Source organism: Streptomyces vinaceus, from assembly GCF_008704935.1.
Lineage (GTDB): Bacteria > Actinomycetota > Actinomycetes > Streptomycetales > Streptomycetaceae > Streptomyces > Streptomyces vinaceus.
In genome coordinates this window covers 2,437,586-2,452,661 of sequence record NZ_CP023692.1, presented here as the reverse complement: position 1 = coordinate 2,452,661, position 15,076 = coordinate 2,437,586, and the positions used below count along the sequence as shown (strand labels likewise).

The window sequence follows — 15,076 nt, the reverse complement described above, 5'->3', positions numbered from 1 at the left end:
TGCCTGATCGCCGCCCCCACACCCGTAACACCAGTCCAGTGCCGAACAGCGGCTGTGCGCCGCGCCGACACAACGAGGTTGCCGTACCTATGCGCCACGCTGAAGGAGCCCGCGGTGAGTGCTGACCTGACGCAGGTGCTCGCTTTCGAGACCGACTGTCACATCTTCGACGGATGTGGCTTCCCCGGCCCGGGCCTGCACTCGTTCCTCTTCGAGCCGCTGTGGGGCGAAGCCGGCACCACCAGTGCGTACTTCAACAAGCCGATGCTGCTGGCCCTCCTGGGCTCGGTGATCATCGTCGCCTTCTTCTGGGCCGCGTTCCGGAAGCCGAAGGTCGTACCGGGCAAGCTGCAGATGGTCGCCGAGGCCGGTTACGACTTCGTGCGCCGCGGCATCGTGTACGAGACGCTGGGCAAGAAGGAGGGCGAGAAGTACGTCCCCTTCATGGTGTCGCTGTTCTTCTTCGTCTGGGTCCTGAACGTCTGGTCGATCGTTCCCGTGGCCCAGTTCCCGGTGACCGCGATCATCGCGTACCCGGCGGCGCTCGCGCTGATCGTCTACTTCATCTGGATGTCGGTGACGTTCAAGCGTCACGGCTTCGTCGGCGGATTCAAGAACCTGACGGGCTACGACAAGAGCCTGGGTGGCGTCCTGCCGCTCATCATGGTGATCGAGTTCTTCTCGAACGTCCTGGTGCGCCCGTTCACCCACGCGGTCCGACTGTTCGCGAACATGTTCGCTGGTCACACCCTGCTGCTGCTGTTCACCATCGCCAGCTGGTACCTGCTGAACGGGATCGGGATCGCCTACGCGGGCGTCTCGTTCATCATGGTCATCGTCATGACCGCTTTCGAACTCTTCATCCAGGCGGTTCAGGCGTACGTCTTCGTGCTACTGGCCTGCAGCTTTATCCAGGGCGCGCTCGCCGAGCACCACTGAGCCAGGCCCCGCTCCCGCTCAGCCCCCATTCGTCCGGTGGCCAACCCCCACCGGTCCGTGAAAGAGAAGGAAGAACTGGCATGTCCCAGACCCTTGCCGCCGTCACCGGCTCCCTCAGCTCTGTTGGTTACGGTCTCGCGGCCATCGGCCCCGGCGTCGGCGTCGGCATCATCTTCGGTAACGGCACCCAGGCCCTCGCCCGTCAGCCCGAGGCTGCCGGTCTGATCCGCGCCAACCAGATCCTCGGGTTCGCCTTCTGTGAGGCGCTTGCCCTCATCGGTCTGGTCATGCCGTTCGTCTACCCGAGCTCCTGATCTTCGGTCTCGACGAACAGTCCATTAGACGAAAGGCACTGATGTGAACCTCCTGGTTCTCGCGGCCGAGACGGAAAACCCGCTCGTTCCGCCGATCCCCGAGCTCGTCATCGGTCTGATCGCCTTCGTCATCGTCTTCGGTTTCCTCGCGAAGAAGCTCCTCCCGAACATCAACAAGGTTCTGGACGAGCGTCGCGAGCAGATCGAGGGCGGTATCGAGAAGGCTGAGGCCGCTCAGACCGAGGCCCAGAGCGTGCTGGAGCAGTACAAGGCCCAGCTCGCCGAAGCCCGGCACGAGGCCGCGCGCCTGCGCCAGGAAGCGCTGGAGCAGGGCACTGCGCTCAAGGAAGAACTGCGCGCAGAGGGCCAGCGGCAGCGTGAGGAGATCATCGCTGCCGGCCACGCCCAGATCGAGGCCGACCGCAAGGCCGCCTCTCAGGCGCTGCGCCAGGACGTCGGCAAGCTCGCCACCGACCTGGCCGGCAAGCTCGTCGGCGAGTCCCTTGAGGACGCCGCCCGCCAGAGCCGCACGATCGACCGCTTCCTCAGCGAGCTTGAGGAGAAGGCCGAGGCGGCCCGATGAACGGAGCGAGCCGCGAGGCGCTGGCCTCCGCGCGCGAGCGTCTCGACGCGCTGATGGACAACACGTCCGTCGACGCGGCGAAGCTCGCCGGTGAGCTGGCAGCCGTCACCGCGCTGCTCGACCGTGAGGTCTCGCTGCGTCGGGTCATCACGGACCCGGCGCAGTCCGGCGAGGCCAAGGCCGAGCTGGTCGGCCGGCTGCTGGGCTCCCAGGTCGGCGGCGAGGCCCTCGACCTGGTGTCGGGCATGGCCCGGTCCCGCTGGTCGCAGTCCCGCGACCTGGTGGACTCGCTGGAGGAGCTGGCGGCCACCGCCGACCTCACGGCGGCCCAGCAGGGTGGCGCGCTCGACGACGTCGAGGACGAGATCTTCCGCTTCGGCAGGATCGTCGCCTCGAACACCGAGCTGCGTGCCGCACTGACCGACCGCGGTGCCACCGCCTCCGCCAAGAACGAGCTGCTGCGCAGCCTGCTCGGCGGCAAGGCGAACGCCGTCACCGAGCGTCTGGTCGCGCGTCTCGTCACGCACCCGCGTGGACGTAGCCTGGAAGCGGGACTGGAGTCCCTTTCCAAGCTCGCCGCCGAGCGCCGTGACCGCATGGTCGCCACCGTGACCACCGCGGTTCCGCTCAGCGACGTGCAGAAGCAGCGTCTCGGCGCGGTGCTGGCCAAGCTGTACGGCCGCCAGATGCACCTGAACCTCGACGTGGACCCCGCGGTCCTCGGCGGGATCACGGTGCGGGTCGGCGACGAGGTCATCGACGGCACCATCGCGGACCGCCTCGCCGAGGCGACCCGCCGCATGGCCGGCTGACCTCAGCCAGCAACAGAACAAAAGCATTCCTAGCGGCCCGGTTGGGCCGTGCAGAACTTGCAGAAGATTCCTGGGGGTCGCCCCCAGACCCCTAAGAAGCTTCAGGCCCAACAAGGAGAGCAGGGAACCCAGATGGCGGAGCTCACGATCCGGCCGGAGGAGATCCGGGACGCACTGGAGAACTTTGTCCAGTCGTACCAGCCGGACGCGGCCTCGCGCGAGGAGGTCGGAACGGTCAGCGTTGCCGGCGACGGCATCGCGAAGGTGGAGGGCCTGCCCTCCGCCATGGCGAACGAGCTGCTGAAGTTCGAGGACGGCACCCTCGGTCTCGCCCTCAACCTCGAGGAGCGCGAGATCGGTGCGGTCGTCCTCGGCGAGTTCAGCGGTATCGAGGAGGGCCAGCCGGTGCAGCGCACCGGTGAGGTGCTCTCCGTCGGCGTCGGCGAGGGCTACCTCGGCCGTGTCGTCGACCCGCTCGGCAACCCGATCGACGGTCTCGGCGAGATCGCGACCGAAGGCCGTCGCGCCCTGGAGCTTCAGGCTCCGGGCGTCATGGTCCGCAAGTCGGTGCACGAGCCGATGCAGACCGGCTACAAGGCCATCGACGCCATGGTGCCCGTCGGCCGTGGCCAGCGTCAGCTGATCATCGGTGACCGTCAGACCGGCAAGACCGCTCTGGCCGTCGACACGATCATCAACCAGCGCGACAACTGGCGCTCCGGCGACGTGAACAAGCAGGTCCGCTGCATCTACGTCGCCATCGGCCAGAAGGGCTCGACCATCGCGTCCGTTCGCGGCGCCCTGGAAGACGCCGGTGCGCTCGAGTACACGACGATCGTCGCCGCCCCGGCGTCCGACCCGGCCGGCTTCAAGTACCTGGCGCCGTACACCGGCTCCGCCATCGGCCAGCACTGGATGTACGCCGGCAAGCACGTCCTGATCATCTTCGACGACCTGTCGAAGCAGGCCGACGCCTACCGCGCCGTGTCGCTGCTGCTGCGCCGCCCGCCGGGCCGCGAGGCCTACCCGGGTGACGTCTTCTACCTGCACTCCCGTCTGCTGGAGCGCTGCGCGAAGCTCTCCGACGACATGGGCGCCGGTTCGATGACCGGTCTGCCGATCGTCGAGACCAAGGCGAACGACGTGTCGGCGTTCATCCCGACCAACGTCATCTCCATCACCGACGGCCAGTGCTTCCTGGAGTCCGACCTGTTCAACGCGGGCCAGCGCCCGGCGCTGAACGTCGGTATCTCGGTCTCCCGCGTCGGTGGCTCGGCCCAGCACAAGGCCATGAAGCAGGTTTCCGGCCGTCTGCGTCTGGACCTCGCCCAGTACCGTGAGCTGGAGGCGTTCGCCGCCTTCGGTTCCGACCTGGACGCCGCGTCGAAGGCCGCGCTGGAGCGCGGCAAGCGCCTGGTCGAGCTGCTGAAGCAGGGCCAGTACCAGCCGATGCCCGTCGAGGAGCAGGTCGTCTCCGTCTGGGCCGGCACCACCGGCAAGATGGACGACGTTCCGGTGAACGACATCCGTCGCTTCGAGTCGGAGCTGCTGGAGCACCTGCGCCGTGAGCGCAAGGACCTCCTGACCTCCATCGCGGACGGCGGCAAGATGTCGGACGACACCCTGTCCTCCATCGCGGACGCCATCGCCGGCTTCAAGCGCCAGTTCGAGACCTCGGACGGCAAGCTCCTGGGCGAGGACGCACCGGCCGTCAACGTCTCCAAGTGACGACGGAAGGGACCTGACTCATGGGAGCGCAGCTCCGGGTCTACAAGCGTCGCATCCGTGCCATCACGGCGACCAAGAAGATCACCAAGGCGATGGAGATGATCGCCGCCTCGCGCATCGTCAAGGCGCAGCGCAAGGTTGCGGCGTCGATGCCGTACGCGACCGAGCTCACCCGTGCGGTGACCGCGGTGGCGACCGGTTCGAACACCAAGCACGCCCTGACGACCGAGGTCGAGCAGCCGACCCGGGCCGCGATCGTGCTCATCACGAGCGACCGCGGTCTGGCCGGCGGCTACTCCTCCAACGCCATCAAGCAGGCGGAGCGGCTCACCGAGCGGCTGCGCGGCGAGGGCAAGGAGGTCGACACCTACATCGTCGGCCGTAAGGGTCTGGCCTACTACGCCTTCCGCGAGCGCAAGGTCGCGGATTCGTGGACCGGCTTCACCGACAGCCCGGCCTACGCCGACGCCAAGCGCGTCGCGGAGCCGCTGATCGAAGCCATCCAGACGGAGACGGCCGAGGGTGGCGTCGACGAGCTGCACATCGTCTACACGGAATTCGTGTCGATGATGACGCAGAACCCGGTCGACGGCCGGATGCTGCCGCTCAGCCTCGACGAGGCTGCGGAGGAGAGCGGTACGAAGGGCGAGATCCTTCCGCTGTTCGACTTCGAGCCGTCGGCGGAGGACGTCCTCGACGCCCTTCTGCCGCGCTACGTCGAAAGCCGTATCTACAACGCACTGCTGCAGTCGGCCGCTTCCGAGCACGCCGCCCGCCGCCGCGCGATGAAGGCGGCGACCGATAACGCCGGAGACCTCATCAAGAGCCTCTCCCGGCTTGCCAACGCGGCCCGCCAGGCCGAAATCACCCAGGAAATCAGCGAGATCGTCGGTGGCGCCAGCGCCATGGCCGACGCGACCGCGGGGAGTGACAAGTAATGACGACCTCTGTTGAGACGGCCGCCGCCTCGGGCCGCGTCGCCCGGGTCATCGGCCCGGTCGTCGACGTGGAGTTCCCCGTCGACGCGATGCCCGACATCTACAACGCGCTGAAGGTCCAGGTCGCCGACCCGGCCGAGGACGGCGCGCTGAAGACCCTGACCCTTGAGGTCGCGCAGCACCTGGGTGACGGCCTCGTCCGTACCATCTCGATGCAGCCGACCGACGGCCTGGTCCGCCAGGCCCCGGTGACCGACACGGGCGAGGGCATCACCGTCCCCGTCGGTGACTTCACCAAGGGCAAGGTCTTCAACACCCTGGGTGAGGTGCTGAACTACCCGGAGGAGAACGCCAACGTCACCGAGCGCTGGCCGATCCACCGCAAGGCGCCCCGCTTCGACGAGCTCGAGTCGAAGACCGAGATGTTCGAGACCGGCGTCAAGGTCATCGACCTTCTCACCCCGTACGTCAAGGGTGGAAAGATCGGTCTGTTCGGTGGTGCCGGTGTCGGCAAGACCGTTCTGATCCAGGAAATGATCTACCGCGTCGCCAACAACCACGACGGTGTGTCGGTCTTCGCGGGCGTCGGTGAGCGTACCCGTGAGGGCAACGACCTCATCGAGGAAATGGCCGACTCCGGCGTCATCGACAAGACGGCGCTCGTCTTCGGCCAGATGGACGAGCCCCCGGGCACCCGTCTGCGCGTCGCCCTGGCCGGTCTGACCATGGCGGAGTACTTCCGCGATGTGCAGAAGCAGGACGTGCTCTTCTTCATCGACAACATCTTCCGTTACACCCAGGCCGGTTCGGAGGTGTCGACCCTTCTGGGCCGCATGCCGTCCGCCGTGGGTTACCAGCCGAACCTGGCTGACGAGATGGGTCTGCTGCAGGAGCGCATCACCTCGACCCGCGGTCACTCGATCACCTCGATGCAGGCGATCTACGTCCCCGCGGACGACCTGACCGACCCGGCGCCGGCCACCACCTTCGCCCACCTCGACGCGACGACGGTTCTCTCCCGTCCGATCTCCGAGAAGGGCATCTACCCGGCCGTGGACCCGCTGGACTCGACGTCCCGCATCCTCGACCCGCGGTACATCGCGGCGGACCACTACGCCACGGCGATGCGCGTCAAGGGGATCCTGCAGAAGTACAAGGACCTCCAGGACATCATCGCGATCCTCGGTATCGACGAGCTGGGCGAGGAGGACAAGCTCGTTGTCCACCGTGCCCGTCGCGTCGAGCGCTTCCTGTCGCAGAACACCCACGTCGCCAAGCAGTTCACCGGCGTGGACGGTTCGGACGTTCCGCTCGACGAGTCGATCACCGCGTTCAACGCGATCTGCGACGGTGACTACGACCACTTCCCCGAGCAGGCGTTCTTCCTGTGCGGTGGCATCGAGGACCTGAAGGCCAACGCCAAGGAGCTGGGCGTCTCCTGATCCGGCGCGCTCCCCGCGGAGCGCTCCGGGTCCGAAGGACCCATGGAGAGGGGCGGGTGTGTCCCGTCCCTCTCCCCACGCCCATTAGAATTTGACCCAACACCCGGCTGACCCGCCGGGTGGTGACCCGAGGAGCCACCTTGGCTGCTGAGCTGCACGTCGAGCTGGTCGCGGCGGACCGCAATGTCTGGTCCGGCGAGGCCACCCTGGTCGTCGCCCGCACCACGTCCGGCGACATCGGCGTCATGCCCGGTCACCAGCCGCTTCTCGGTGTGCTGGAATCGGGCCCGGTGACCATCCGTACCAGCGAGGGCAACACTGTCGTCGCCGCGGTGCACGGCGGATTCATCTCGTTCGCGGACAACAAGCTGTCCCTGCTGGCCGAGATCGCCGAGCTCGCTGACGAGATTGACGTCCAGCGGGCGGAGCGGGCACTGGAGCGCGCGAAGTCGGAGGCCGATGCGGCCGCCGAGCGTCGCGCCGATGTCCGGCTGCGCGCGGTCACGGGGCACTGAGCCCCGTACCGAACAGGTTTGAGACCTCAGCCGCGGTCCGGTCTGGAATTTTCCAGACCGGGTCGCGGCTGAGGCGATGCAGGTCGTTTTTCGTTTTGCGGTATTCGATGAGCGAGGAGGTCGGTGAAGATGCTCCTCGCTCTGCTTGTGAGCGGCCTGGTCGTAGCCCTGGTGGTGATCGGGCTGTTTGTGTTCGGGCTGCGCCGCAGACTGATCCAGCGCTCCGGCGGCACCTTCGACTGCAGCCTGCGCTGGGGGGTCTCCGAGGAGCCCGACATCTCCGGCAAGGGCTGGGTGTACGGGGTCGCCCGCTACAGCGGTGACCGCATCGAGTGGTTCCGCGTCTTCTCGTACTCCCCGCGCCCGCGCCGGCTGCTGGAGCGGTCCTCCATCGAGGTCGTCGCCCGCCGTGCCCCCGAGGGCGAGGAGGAGCTGGCGCTGCTGTCCGACGCCGTCGTGCTCGGCTGTCTCCACCGGGGGACCCGCCTGGAGCTGGCGATGAGCGAGGACGCGCTGACGGGTTTCCTGGCCTGGCTGGAGGCGGCGCCCCCCGGGCAGAGGGTGAACGTGGCCTGAGCCTTCGGCACGGACGCGCAGAAGCCGGGGAGACGGGGGGCGGACCCGTCTCCCCGGCTTCGTCGTTCACCGGGGCCGGCAGGCGGGGGCTACTGGAGCCCGGTGTGGACCGCGTTCGCGAGCTCGCCGTTGGCCGTGTCGCCGCTGAACTCCCAGTAGAAGGCGCCCCTGAGGCCCTGCTGCTTGGTCCAGCTCATCTTCCCGGCGATGGTGGCGGGGGTGTCGTAGCTCCACCAGTTGCTCCCGCACTTGGCGTAGGCCGTGCCGGCGACGGTGCCGGTGGCCGGGCAGTTGTTCTTGAGGACCTTGTAGTCCTCGATGCCCTGCTCGTACGTGCCCGGGGCGGGCCCGGTCGCGGTGCCGCCGGGGGCGGCCTGCGTGACTCCGGTCCAGCCGCGGCCGTAGAAGCCGATGCCGAGGTTGAGCTTCGAGCCGGCGATGCCCTTGCCCTTGAGCTTGGTGATCGCGGCCTCGGAGCTGAAGCCGGCGATCGGGATGCCGGTGTAGGAGGTGAGCGGGGAGTGCGGGGCGGTCGGGCCCTTGGCGTCCCAGGCGCCGAAGAAGTCGTACGTCATGACGTTGTAGAAGTCGACGTACTGCGCCGCGCCCGCGTAGTCGGCGAGGTCGAGCTTGCCGCCGTTGGAGCCGTCGGCGGAGATCGCCGCGGTGACCAGGTTGCTGCTGCCGAACTTCGCGCGCAGCGCCGACAGGACGTTCTTCAGGGAGGCGGCGCCGCTGGTGTCGCAGGAGAGCCCGCAGGCGTTCGGGTACTCCCAGTCGATGTCGATGCCGTCGAAGACGTCCGCCCAGCGCGGGTCCTCGACCAGGCTGTAGCAGGAGTCGGCGAAGGCGGCCGGGTTGGCCGCGGCCTGGCCGAAGCCGCCGGACCAGGTCCAGCCGCCGAAGGACCACAGCACCTTGATGTTCGGGTACTTCGCCTTCAGTTTGCGCAGCTGGTTGAAGTTGCCGCGCAGCGGCTGGTCCCAGTTGTCGGCGACGCCGTCGACGCTCTGGTCGGCGGTGTAGGCCTTGTCGTAGTCGGCGTAGGCGTCACCGATGGTGCACTTGCCGCCCTGGACGTTGCCGAACGCGTAGTTGATGTGGGTGATCTTGCTCGCGGTCCCCGAGGTGTCCAGGTTCTTCACGTGGTAGTTGCGCCCGTAGACGCCCCATTCGGTGAAGTAGCCGAGCTTGACCTTGCCGCCCGGGTCCGGGGGAGTGGTGCCGCCGCCGGTCGTGGTGACGGAGACGGAGCCGGAGGCCGGGCCCGTCTGGTCGGCGGTGTCGCGGGCGACGACGCTGTAGGTGTACGTCGTGCCCTTGGTCAGCCCGGAGTCGCCGTAGCTCGTGCCGGTGACCGTGGCGATCTTGGCGCCGCCGCGGTAGACGTCGTAGTTCTTGACGCCCTTGTCGTCGGTGGCGGCGGCCCAGCCGATGGTCAGCGAGGTGTCGGTGACCCCGCTGGCGGTGGGGGTGCCGGGGGCCGACGGCGGGCTGTCGGTGGGGTTGGAGCCGCCGTCGCAGGAGCCGCCGTTGACCTTGCAGCCGCCGGGGGCGCCGGAGCCGGCGCCGTTGAAGCCGAAGCTGACCGTGGCACCGGGGGCGAGGGTGCCGTTCCAGCCGACGTTCTTGCCGGTCCAGTGGGTTCCGGAGCTGGTGACGGTGGCGTCCCAGGCGGAGGTGACCGTGGTGCCGGAGGGGTAGTCCCACTCCACGGTCCAGCTCGTGAGGGTGGTGGTGCCGGTGTTCTTCACCGTCCACTTGCCCTCGAAGCCGGTGCCCCAGTCGGAGACCTTCGTGTACGTGGCCGTCGCGGAGGCGGCGGCCTCGGCCGGGCCGGCGAGGGCCACGAGCCCGGCGATGGGCAGGGCGAAGGCGGCCACGCTCGCGGCGAGCCTTCGCAGCAGTCGCGTGCGGGGTGGGGGTGCCGTACCGGTTGCGCGTGCTGTGCTCAAGGGTGCTCCTCCGTAGGTCCGTCCCGGTCGTGGGGCCGACCGGGACTGGGGATGGGACCTGCGCCGCCCGTGAGCACGCTTGTCATGGCACGCTCACCACAGTTGCCGCGAGCGTAGAAAGGTCTGGACCAACCGTCAAGAGGTCCAGACCTTCGCTCCGGTGCGCCTCTAGAGGCCCAACTCCTGGGCCAGCACGGCCGCCTGGACCCGGCTGCGCAGCTCAAGCTTCCCCAGCAACCTGCTGACGTGCGTCTTCACCGTCGCCTCCGCCATCTCCAGCCGCACCGCGATCTCCGCGTTCGAGAGCCCCTCGCCCAGGGCGCCGAACACCTCCCGCTCCCGCCGCGTCAGCGAGGCCACCGCCGCGGCCGTCTCCGGGGCGACCGCAGCCTTGACGGGCCGCGGAGCCGCGAACTCGGCGATCAGCCGCCGGGTCACCGCCGGGGCGATCAGGCCCTCCCCGCGCGCGACCGTCCGTACCGCCCCGATCAGCTCGGCCGCGTCCGCGTTCTTCAGCAGGAAGCCCGCCGCTCCCGCGCGCAGGGCCCCGAAGACGTACTCGTCCAGATCGAAGGTGGTCAGGACGAGGACGTCGGCCAGCCCCTCCGCGACCACCTGCCGGGTCGCCGAGACCCCGTCCAGCCGCGGCATCTGCACGTCCATGAGGACGAGGTCGGGCCTCAGCTCCCGCGCCAGGCGCACCGCCTCCTCCCCGTCGGCAGCCTCGCCCACGACCTCCACGTCGCCGGCGCTGCGCAGGATCAGCACCAGCCCCGCCCGTACCGCGCTCTGGTCCTCGGCCACCACCACCCGGATGCTCATCCGGTCACCGCCTTCTCCTCCGCGGGCAGCTCCGCCCGCACCAGCCACACCGATCCCGTCCGGCCCGCCGAGAACTCCCCGCCCAGCAGCTCCGTCCGCTCCCGCATGCCGATCAGCCCGGCCCCCGAGCCCGGGGCGCGGGGGCCGGGCCGGTCCCCGTACGGGGACTCCACCCGTACGGTCAGCAGCCCGTCCGCGCGCGTCACGCGGGCCCGGACCGTCCCGGGGCAGGCGTGCTTGAGCGCGTTCGTCAGCGACTCCTGGACGATCCGGTACGCCGCCAGCTCCACCGGGGCCGGCAGCGGCTCCCCGGGCGGCCGGTCGTCCCGGAGCGCGAAGTCCAGACCGCTCGCGGCGCCGCTCGCGCGGGCCTGCTCCAGGAGGGCGTCGAGCCCGTCCAGGGAGGGCGTCGCGACGGCCTCCTGCTCCGCGCCCGCGTCCCGCAGCAGCCCGATCAGCCGGCGCATCTCGGCCAGCCCCTGCACGCTGTTCTCCCGGATCACCCCGAGCGCCTCCCGGCTGGTCTCGGCGGTGTCGATGGAGAGGGCGGCCGTGGAGTGGATGGCGATGGCCGAGAGGTGGTTGGCCACCATGTCGTGCAGCTCGCGGGCCATCCGGGCGCGCTCGGCGACGACGGCCTGGCTGCGGTCCATTTCGGCCAGCAGCGCGGTCTGCTCGGCCCGCAGCCGGGCGGCCTCGGCGGCCTCGCGGTGGTTGCGCAGAGTGGCGCCCGTCAGGGCCGGGCCGAAGCTGACGATTCCGGTGATCACGCCGATCATCAGGGCCTGCGGGGTGCGCAGCCAGGCGACCGAGGCGATGGTGACGGCGATGGTGATCAGGCCGGTCGTGACCGGGAGCCGCCGGGCCATGGCGGGTTTTCCGTAGACGACGGCCGCGTACATCAGGTCGGTGAAGATCAGGACGGTGCCCAGGTTCCCCACGGTGAACTGGTCGGCCATCACCCCCGCGGTGCCGACGGCCAGCGTGGTGTGGGGCGCCGTGCGCCGCAGCAGCTCCATCGGGCCGAGCGCGAGCAGGGGGACCAGGGCGGCCCACGGGGGGAAGAAGTGCCGGTTGTTCGTGCTGTAGAGGCCGAGCGACCACAGCAGGAGGCCCGCGAGCACGCTCAGCACCGCGAGGAGGACGTCGTCGCGGTGCGGGCGGAAGGTCTTGGCGCGTTCGGCCGGGTCCGGCTGGGTCGGGGTCACGGTCACGGTCCCATCCAACAGGGTGGAGGAGGGCGGGGCGTCGCCGCCGGGGCGGAGGCCGGGCGGGGCGGCACTACACCGAAGGATGCAGTCACGGTTCGTCACCGGCGACGACGAAGCGGCGCGGATCGGGCGGGAGGCTGGATCCCGTGGTTGCCGGAAGGTCGCTCACGGCAACGGAAGGGAGGAACCGGTGCTCGTCGCACTGATCATCGCCTGCGAGGTCGGCTTCTGGGTGCTGCTGGCCGGCGGACTGGCGCTGCGCTACCTGGCGAAGATGCCGAGGCTGGGGGCGGCGGTCCTGCTGTGCGAACCGCTGCTGGAGCTGGCCCTGCTGGTGGCCACCGCCGTGGACCTCAGGAACGGGGGCGAGCCGAGCTGGACGCACGGCCTGGCCGCGCTCTACATCGGCTACACCGTCGGCTACGGCCACTACACGGTGAAGTGGCTCGACCGGCACGCGGCGTACCGCCTCGCCGGGGGCCCCAAGCCGCCCGGCCCGGCGTACGGGAAGGCCAGGGCGGTCCACGAGTGGAAGCTGTGGCTGCGCACGCTGGCCGGCGCGGCGGTCGCGCTCGGACTGCTCCAGGCCGCGATCTGGTACGCCGGCGGCGCGGCCGACACCGAGGCCCTGGAGAGCTGGCAGTACGCCGCCCTGCGGGTGCTCGGCATCCACGCCGTGATCGCCGCCACCTACACGCTGTGGCCGCGCAAGGCCCCGGCCGGGCAGCCGCAGGAGGAGTCCGTGCGGGCCGACCGCTAGGCCGTGTCCTTCGACCTAGCGCTCGCCGCCCGGCACCCACAGGACGTCCCCGACCTCCTTGTTGGCCGTACGGGCCAGGATGAAGAGGAGGTCGGAGAGACGGTTCAGGTAGGTGGCGGTCAGCGGGTTCATCACCTCGCCGTGCACCTCCAGGGCCGCCCAGGTGGAGCGCTCGGCGCGGCGGACCACCGTGCAGGCCTGGTGGAGGAGGGCCGCGCCGGGGGTGCCGCCGGGGAGGATGAAACTGCGCAGCTTCTCCAGCTGCTCGTTGAAGGTGTCGCAGTCCGCTTCGAGCTTGTCGATGTAGAACTGCTCGACGCGCAGCGGCGGGAACTCGGGGTTCTCGACCACCGGGGTGCAGAGGTCGGCGCCGACGTCGAAGAGGTCGTTCTGTACCCGTACCAGGACCTTCACGACATCCTCCGGCAGCGCGCCGAGGGCGATCGCCGAGCCGATGGCCGCGTTGGCCTCGTTGGCGTCGGCGTAGGCGGAGATCCGCAGGTCGGTCTTGGCCGTGCGGCTCATGTCGCCGAGGGCGGTCGTGCCCTTGTCGCCGGTACGGGTGTAGATGCGCGTGAGGTTCACCATGCGGCCAGCGTAGACGGGCGCGCCGGAGAAATTCCGGGCGAGGCCGCCGCTGCACGGCGTACCGTCCTGCGGGGGCGCGGCGCAGGACCGCGGTCTGCGCGCTGCCGGGTGCGGACGCCGCCGGCCGGGCGGACGCCCACTACCTCGCGGGGCGCGGTGCCATGGCCGTCGGCCTGGGCCATCTGCCCGGCGCGCGGCGGGAACTGGAAGGGCTGCGTGAGCCGGGCCGCCGCTGCGCCGCCACCGGCGGGTGAACTCTCGGGCCGTGCACGGGTTCTCGGCCGGACGGTGTGATGTCCGTCAGTTGAGACGTGACGCGTGTTACTTCGCGGTCACACGACCCCCCGCTGGCGCTAGTCTCCGCCGGAGAGGCTACGAGACTGGGCCGTATGGAAGAACGTGGGGTGTGCAGTGGCTGGGAAGCTCGCCGTCATCGGTGCCGGACTGATGGGTTCCGGAATCGCTCAGGTCTCCGCTCAGGCGGGGTGGGACGTCGTACTGCGTGATGTCACCGACGCCGCGCTGACCCGCGGCACGGACGGCATCAAGGCCTCGTACGACAAGTTCGTCTCCAAGGGCAAGATGACGGCCGAGGACGCCGAGGCCGCGCTCGCCCGCATCACGACCACCACCGACCTCGACGCGGTCGCCGACTCCGACATCGTCGTCGAGGCCGTCTTCGAGAAGCTGGAGGTCAAGCACGAGATCTTCCGCGCGCTCGACAAGCTCGTACGGGACGACGCGATCCTCGCGTCCAACACCTCCGCCATCCCGATCACCAAGATCGCGGCCGTGACGGAGCGTCCGGAGCGCGTCGTCGGCGCGCACTTCTTCTCGCCCGTCCCGATGATGCAGCTCTGCGAGCTCGTCCGCGGCTACAAGACGAGCGACGAGACCCTCGCCACCACCCGCGCCTTCGCCGAGTCCGTCGGCAAGACCTGCATCGTCGTCAACCGCGACGTCGCCGGTTTCGTGACGACCCGTCTGATCTCCGCCCTGGTCGTCGAGGCCGCGAAGCTCTACGAATCGGGCGTGGCCTCCGCCGAGGACATCGACATCGCCTGCAAGCTGGGCTTCGGTCACGCCATGGGGCCGCTCGCCACCGCCGACCTCACCGGCGTCGACATCCTGCTGCACGCCACCAGCAACATCTACACCGAGTCCCAGGACGAGAAGTTCGCGCCGCCGGAGCTCATGCGCCGCATGGTGGACGCCGGCGACATCGGCCGCAAGAGCGGTCAGGGCTTCTACAAGCACTGAGGCGACACTGAGCGCCAGTTCGAATATCCGCACCCGCACGGGTGAATTAGGTATCGGTTCGCTCACGGTCGGCAACCTCGCTGCCGGAACGGCAGTCAGATGCAGTGAGAGTTGCCGACCGCGGGCCAGTCGGATCCCTACGTACCCGTACCCAGGACTGCCGGGAGCACATATGCACATCAGGGGCGACCACGCCGAACTCGCTGTCGGGGGCCGCCTCGACGTGCGCAGCGCGGCGGACGCCCGTACGGCCCTCCACTCCGCCCTCGACGACGGCCACGGCGACCTCGTGCTGGACCTCACCGGGCTCGACTCCTGGGACGCGACCGGACTCGGCGTGATCATGGGAGCCCACCGGCGGGCCGGCCGGACCGGCCGCCGCCTCGTCCTGCGCGGAGTGCCGCCGCAGATGCAGCGCCTCCTCGTCGCCACCCGGTTGCACCGCATCCTCGCGATCGAGGGCGGGCTGGAAGCGGAATCCCTCCCGCGGGTCTGAACCGGCCACCGTCTACCCTTCTGCGGAAACGTAACGGTCCGGTGGTGATGGCACCCCTGCGGTTCCGTGCGCGACCGGGCCCGTCTAGGGTCGGGCGGAAACCGGACCCGTAGCGACAGCGGAATGTGCGCAGGCCG

Annotated in this window: 16 protein-coding genes; 12 read left to right on the top strand and 4 right to left on the bottom strand. The window is 69.5% G+C overall.

Annotated elements, in window-relative coordinates:
- Positions 1 to 114 precede the first annotated feature (114 nt).
- The 9 genes from atpB to CP980_RS10595 all read left to right on the top strand — a co-directional run bounded on the left by atpB (position 115) and on the right by CP980_RS10595 (position 7,847).
- Positions 115 to 939: a F0F1 ATP synthase subunit A gene (gene atpB / locus CP980_RS10635; RefSeq protein ID WP_150528050.1), complete on the top strand. Its 825-nt coding sequence runs from the start codon at positions 115 to 117 to the stop codon at positions 937 to 939.
- 80 nt (positions 940 to 1,019) lie between these two features.
- Positions 1,020 to 1,253, top strand: a complete 234-nt coding sequence (atpE, locus tag CP980_RS10630; RefSeq protein WP_007266589.1) for an ATP synthase F0 subunit C — start codon at positions 1,020 to 1,022, stop codon at positions 1,251 to 1,253.
- Between the two features lie 43 nt (positions 1,254 to 1,296).
- A complete protein-coding gene (locus CP980_RS10625) occupies positions 1,297 to 1,836 on the top strand; it encodes a F0F1 ATP synthase subunit B (protein WP_030857149.1) in 540 nt (179 codons plus the stop codon).
- Positions 1,833 to 2,648, top strand: a complete 816-nt coding sequence (locus CP980_RS10620) for a F0F1 ATP synthase subunit delta (RefSeq protein WP_123512516.1) — start codon at positions 1,833 to 1,835, stop codon at positions 2,646 to 2,648. The genes CP980_RS10625 and CP980_RS10620 overlap by 4 nt, the downstream gene beginning before the upstream one ends.
- Before the next feature lie 132 nt (positions 2,649 to 2,780).
- Positions 2,781 to 4,376, top strand: a complete 1,596-nt coding sequence (atpA, locus tag CP980_RS10615; protein ID WP_132756803.1) for a F0F1 ATP synthase subunit alpha — start codon at positions 2,781 to 2,783, stop codon at positions 4,374 to 4,376.
- 20 nt (positions 4,377 to 4,396) lie between these two features.
- Positions 4,397 to 5,314, top strand: coding sequence for a F0F1 ATP synthase subunit gamma (locus tag CP980_RS10610; protein ID WP_132756805.1), 918 nt, complete (start codon positions 4,397 to 4,399; stop codon positions 5,312 to 5,314).
- Positions 5,314 to 6,756: a F0F1 ATP synthase subunit beta gene (gene atpD, locus CP980_RS10605; protein WP_030857157.1), complete on the top strand. Its 1,443-nt coding sequence runs from the start codon at positions 5,314 to 5,316 to the stop codon at positions 6,754 to 6,756. Before CP980_RS10610 ends, atpD begins: the two co-directional genes overlap by 1 nt.
- Positions 6,757 to 6,896: 140 nt before the next feature.
- Entirely contained in the window at positions 6,897 to 7,271 is a 375-nt protein-coding gene (locus CP980_RS10600; RefSeq protein WP_008738187.1) for a F0F1 ATP synthase subunit epsilon, read from the top strand.
- Positions 7,272 to 7,400: 129 nt separating this feature from the next.
- Positions 7,401 to 7,847, top strand: coding sequence for a DUF2550 domain-containing protein (locus CP980_RS10595; RefSeq protein ID WP_030153784.1), 447 nt, complete (start codon positions 7,401 to 7,403; stop codon positions 7,845 to 7,847).
- Positions 7,848 to 7,936: 89 nt separating this feature from the next.
- Here the strand turns inward: CP980_RS10595 and CP980_RS10590 are convergent, their stop codons facing one another.
- From CP980_RS10590 to CP980_RS10580, 3 genes are all read right to left on the bottom strand, one after another.
- Entirely contained in the window at positions 7,937 to 9,802 is a 1,866-nt protein-coding gene (locus tag CP980_RS10590) for a glycosyl hydrolase family 18 protein (RefSeq protein WP_189998466.1), read from the bottom strand.
- A gap of 168 nt (positions 9,803 to 9,970) precedes the next feature.
- A complete protein-coding gene (locus CP980_RS10585) occupies positions 9,971 to 10,624 on the bottom strand; it encodes a response regulator (protein WP_150528049.1) in 654 nt (217 codons plus the stop codon).
- Positions 10,621 to 11,838 (bottom strand): sensor histidine kinase, encoded by a 1,218-nt coding sequence (locus CP980_RS10580; RefSeq protein ID WP_229906915.1) that lies wholly within the window; start codon positions 11,836 to 11,838, stop codon positions 10,621 to 10,623. The genes CP980_RS10585 and CP980_RS10580 overlap by 4 nt, the downstream gene beginning before the upstream one ends.
- A gap of 187 nt (positions 11,839 to 12,025) precedes the next feature.
- Here CP980_RS10580 and CP980_RS10575 point away from each other — a divergent pair, with 187 nt between their 5' ends.
- The gene (locus CP980_RS10575; protein WP_150528048.1) at positions 12,026 to 12,595 is read left to right on the top strand and encodes a hypothetical protein; all 570 of its coding nucleotides are present in this window, start codon (positions 12,026 to 12,028) and stop codon (positions 12,593 to 12,595) included.
- Positions 12,596 to 12,610: 15 nt separating this feature from the next.
- Here CP980_RS10575 and CP980_RS10570 read toward each other — a convergent pair whose 3' ends face one another.
- Positions 12,611 to 13,183, bottom strand: coding sequence for a cob(I)yrinic acid a,c-diamide adenosyltransferase (locus tag CP980_RS10570; RefSeq protein ID WP_132756811.1), 573 nt, complete (start codon positions 13,181 to 13,183; stop codon positions 12,611 to 12,613).
- A gap of 411 nt (positions 13,184 to 13,594) precedes the next feature.
- Here CP980_RS10570 and CP980_RS10565 point away from each other — a divergent pair, with 411 nt between their 5' ends.
- Both CP980_RS10565 and CP980_RS10560 read left to right on the top strand, forming a co-directional pair.
- Positions 13,595 to 14,443: a 3-hydroxyacyl-CoA dehydrogenase family protein gene (locus CP980_RS10565; protein ID WP_099889430.1), complete on the top strand. Its 849-nt coding sequence runs from the start codon at positions 13,595 to 13,597 to the stop codon at positions 14,441 to 14,443.
- Between the two features lie 172 nt (positions 14,444 to 14,615).
- Positions 14,616 to 14,939: an STAS domain-containing protein gene (locus tag CP980_RS10560; RefSeq protein ID WP_054224709.1), complete on the top strand. Its 324-nt coding sequence runs from the start codon at positions 14,616 to 14,618 to the stop codon at positions 14,937 to 14,939.
- The last annotated feature ends 137 nt before the right edge of the window (positions 14,940 to 15,076 follow it).

Excerpts from the sequence above, each read along its gene's own strand:
- atpE (WP_007266589.1), top strand. The coding sequence starts at position 1,020 with ATGTCCCAGACCCTTGCCGCCGTCACCGGCTCCCTCAGCTCTGTTGGT.
- CP980_RS10620 (WP_123512516.1), top strand. The coding sequence starts at position 1,833 with ATGAACGGAGCGAGCCGCGAGGCGCTGGCCTCCGCGCGCGAGCGTCTC.
- atpA (WP_132756803.1), top strand. The coding sequence starts at position 2,781 with ATGGCGGAGCTCACGATCCGGCCGGAGGAGATCCGGGACGCACTGGAG.
- CP980_RS10610 (WP_132756805.1), top strand. The coding sequence starts at position 4,397 with ATGGGAGCGCAGCTCCGGGTCTACAAGCGTCGCATCCGTGCCATCACG.
- atpD (WP_030857157.1), top strand. The coding sequence starts at position 5,314 with ATGACGACCTCTGTTGAGACGGCCGCCGCCTCGGGCCGCGTCGCCCGG.
- CP980_RS10595 (WP_030153784.1), top strand. The coding sequence starts at position 7,401 with ATGCTCCTCGCTCTGCTTGTGAGCGGCCTGGTCGTAGCCCTGGTGGTG.
- CP980_RS10585 (WP_150528049.1), bottom strand. The coding sequence starts at position 10,624 with ATGAGCATCCGGGTGGTGGTGGCCGAGGACCAGAGCGCGGTACGGGCG.
- CP980_RS10570 (WP_132756811.1), bottom strand. The coding sequence starts at position 13,183 with ATGGTGAACCTCACGCGCATCTACACCCGTACCGGCGACAAGGGCACG.
- CP980_RS10560 (WP_054224709.1), top strand. The coding sequence starts at position 14,616 with ATGCACATCAGGGGCGACCACGCCGAACTCGCTGTCGGGGGCCGCCTC.